We start from the raw sequence: 3,002 nt of genomic DNA, 5'->3' as shown, positions 1-3,002 counted from the left end.
GGCGAAGCCGGTGCCCTGGGCCAGAAATGGGCCGTGCTGCTCGTGCAGTTGCCGCCATCCCTGCATTTCGACGCCGGCGTGGCCGACCGCTTCTTCAAGCAAGTGCATGCGGTGTTCGGTGGCGGCGTCGTCTGCGAGCCGCGCCATCTGAGCTGGTTCTCACTCGAGGCAGAGAAGTTGCTGCGCGATCACGAGGTGGCGCGTGCTGCGGTCGACCCGGCCAAGTGGCCGGGTTCCCACGAGCCCGGCGGCTGGCCAGGCCTGCACTACTTCCGCTGGCATGGCTCGCCGCGCATCTACTGGTCACCCTATGAAGAGGCCTGGTTGCAGGAGCGCGCCGAGTTGCTGCCGCGAGACGTGCCCTGCTGGTGCGTCTTCGACAACACAGCGTCCGGTGCGGCGCTGCAGGATGCACTGCGGCTTCAGGCCCTGCTGTGAACCCGGCTCACCACTTGCAGCCCTTGCCGCGCGCCGCGTCCACGGCCAGTGGCAGGGCGGCCAGGATGCCGGCGTTCGCGTAGGCCTTGCGACAGTCCTTGTTGGCGGCATCTTCGATGGACTGCTCGAGCTTGGACTTGCGCTCCGGTGGCTGCGGCAGCATGTCGACCAGGCCCGGGCCGCGGCGGGCGGCAATGTCACCGCGCGGCAGTGACAGGTTCAGCGGCGCGCGCGGTGCGCTGGCCGCGGCCGACGGCGGCATGGGCAGGTCGGGGCCCAGGCGTGAGCCGGCATCGGGCGAGCCTGCCGCAGCTTTGGGTGCGGCATAAGGGCTGGCGTTGGGATCGCCTTTCGCCGGGCCGGCCGGGGCGTTGACCTCGCCGGGCACGTTGCCTGACAGCTCGTTCAGCGCCGACGCGCCAGGTGCGGCCGCGGCGGTTCGCGGGGTGGCGGTGCTTTGCAGCGGCGTGACTGCAGCACCGCCATCGGCCGACTCCAGGCGGCGCACCGGTGCCGGCAGGTCCTGGCTGTTCAGCGCCGGCGCCGTGGTCGTGGCGGCTGCCGCTGGTGCGCGCAGTTCGCTGGAGCGCGTCAGCGGCGTGACGGCGCCGCCTTCGGCTGTCGGCGCCTCCAGCCGCTGTACGGCGGAGGGCAGGGCGGTGCTCGGTTCAGGCTGGGCGACGGTGCTGGGCGGCGCGGCACGCAGCTCGGCGGCGCGTGGCGGTGCCCGGCTCACACCCGCCTCGGCTGACGCCTCGAGGCGGCGCACCGGGGCCGGCAGTTCGACACTCGGCGTGGCGGTGGCGGCCGGCGCAGGCGCAGCACGCAGCTCAGCCGGGCGGGGCAAGGCGGGCGCGGGTGCGGCGGGTGCAGCCTCCAGGCGGCGCACCGCCGAGGGCAGATCGGCAGGCAGGGTGGGCAGTTCGGTCGGGCGGCTCGGCGCACGCAGGCTGGTGGCGGAGGGCAATGGCGCCACGGCAGCCTCGGGCCTGGCTTCCAGGCGGCCAACGGCGGCGGGCAGTTCCACCGAGGGCGTTTGCAGCGGCGCGGTGCGCGGCGGTGCACTGAGGTTCTCGCGCTCCACGGGTTTGAAGCCTTCGGGCAGCTCCAGCGTCGCCGCGCTTGGYGGTGCGGGCGAGGGCTCCTCGGTACGGGCGGCTTCGGGTGGCACTTCCTGCGGGTTCGTGCGGCCCAGCCTGGCGGCGCCAGCTTCGGTAACGGCGGGCGTTGGCACACGCTGTCCGCCGGAGTCGGCCGTGCTGCTGTCGTTCGGCGGCGCGCCGGCTTCACTGCCGCTGCGGCCCAGCAGCTTGACGGTCAGGCTGCCCCAGACACCCTGGCCCGGCGCGGCCGTGCCGCTGGCGTTGCCGAAGACGAGCACCAGCCAGACGTGCAGCAGCACCGCCAGCAGCAGGCAGCGCTGCAGCTGCTTGGGGTCGGGCGGCAAACGGCGGGGAAGGGCGACGGCGGCAGTCACTGCGGGCGCATTTTGGCCCGACGCCGCGCCCGGGTTGTTACCAGCTCCGTCGATCAGAAGATGGTTTGCGCGAAGGTGTCACGCCCGGCGGCCTTGGCGCGGTACAGGGCCCGGTCAGCGCGCTCGAGAAGGTCGTCGGCACCGTCGCCCACGCCGCCCCAGCAGGCCATGCCGACGCTGGTCGTCACGAGGATCTCGCCGCCGGCGGGCAGTGGCATCGGCGGGCGGATGGCATCGACGAGCTTGGCCGCCACGTGCGACGCCTCGGCATCGCTCAGCAGGCCTTCCAGGATGACGACGAACTCGTCGCCGGCCAGGCGCGCCGCGGTGTCGGTGCTGCGCACGGCGCCGCGGATGCGCGTGGCAAATTCCTTGAGCACGGCATCACCGGCGGCATGGCCATGGCCGTCGTTGATGCGCTTGAAGTGGTCGATGTCCATGAAGATCAAGGCCAGGGCCTTCTGGCCGCGGCGGGCGCGCGCCAGCGCCAGGGCCAGCCTTTCCTCGAACTCGCGGCGGTTGGGCAGGCGGGTCAGCGGATCGATGCGGGCCAGTTCATGCAACCGGCGCTCGATGTCCTTGGTGGCCGTGATGTCGGTGGACAGGGTGTAGACGCCGGCGACGTTGCCGTCGGCGCGCCGGTCGGGGATGTAGACGGTGTGAAGGTACCGGGTCAGGCCCAGGGCCTGGGACGCGACCTCAAATTCAACGCGTTCGCCGCGCAGCGCCTGCTCCAGGGCCGGCTGGCRCTGGGCATAGAGCTCGGGACCGATCAGCGCTTTCAKGTGGCTGCCGACGGCCAGTTCGGGGGCCACGCCCATCCATTCCTCGAAGGTCTTGTTGACGAAGGTCAGGCGTTGGTTGCGGTCGATATAGGAGATCAGCACCGGCAGGTTGTCGGCGATGGCCTTGAGGTGGGCCTGGGCGTCGCCGAGACGCTGGGCGGCGAGCTTGCGGTCGGTGATGTCGAAGGTCACCGCGAAGACGCCGACGACCTGGCCGTCGGGGTCGAACTCCGGCACATAGGTCTGCTGGTATTGGCGGGCCTGGCCGTCACTGGGGCCGGTCTCGGATTCGAAGACGACGG

General features: G+C 71.9%; 3 protein-coding genes. 1 reads left to right on the top strand and 2 read right to left on the bottom strand.

The features are described from left to right. The coding region (locus AC1DU6_RS25395) for a DUF72 domain-containing protein (protein WP_477860476.1) at window positions 1-438 on the top strand (438 nt) is incomplete at its 5' end. A gap of 7 nt (window positions 439-445) precedes the next feature. Here the strand turns inward: AC1DU6_RS25395 and AC1DU6_RS25390 are convergent. Together AC1DU6_RS25390 and AC1DU6_RS25385 are read right to left on the bottom strand one after the other, a co-directional pair. Then, window positions 446-1,915: a hypothetical protein gene (locus AC1DU6_RS25390; RefSeq protein WP_457322417.1), complete on the bottom strand. Its 1,470-nt coding sequence runs from the start codon at window positions 1,913-1,915 to the stop codon at window positions 446-448. Between the two features lie 53 nt (window positions 1,916-1,968). Beyond that, the coding region (locus tag AC1DU6_RS25385) for a diguanylate cyclase domain-containing protein (protein WP_477860474.1) at window positions 1,969-3,002 on the bottom strand (1,034 nt) is incomplete at its 5' end.

The organism is Roseateles sp. P5_B10 (assembly GCF_056400485.1).
The sequence above is the reverse complement of the archived record's forward strand: the minus strand, read 5'-3'. Positions and strand labels throughout refer to the sequence as shown.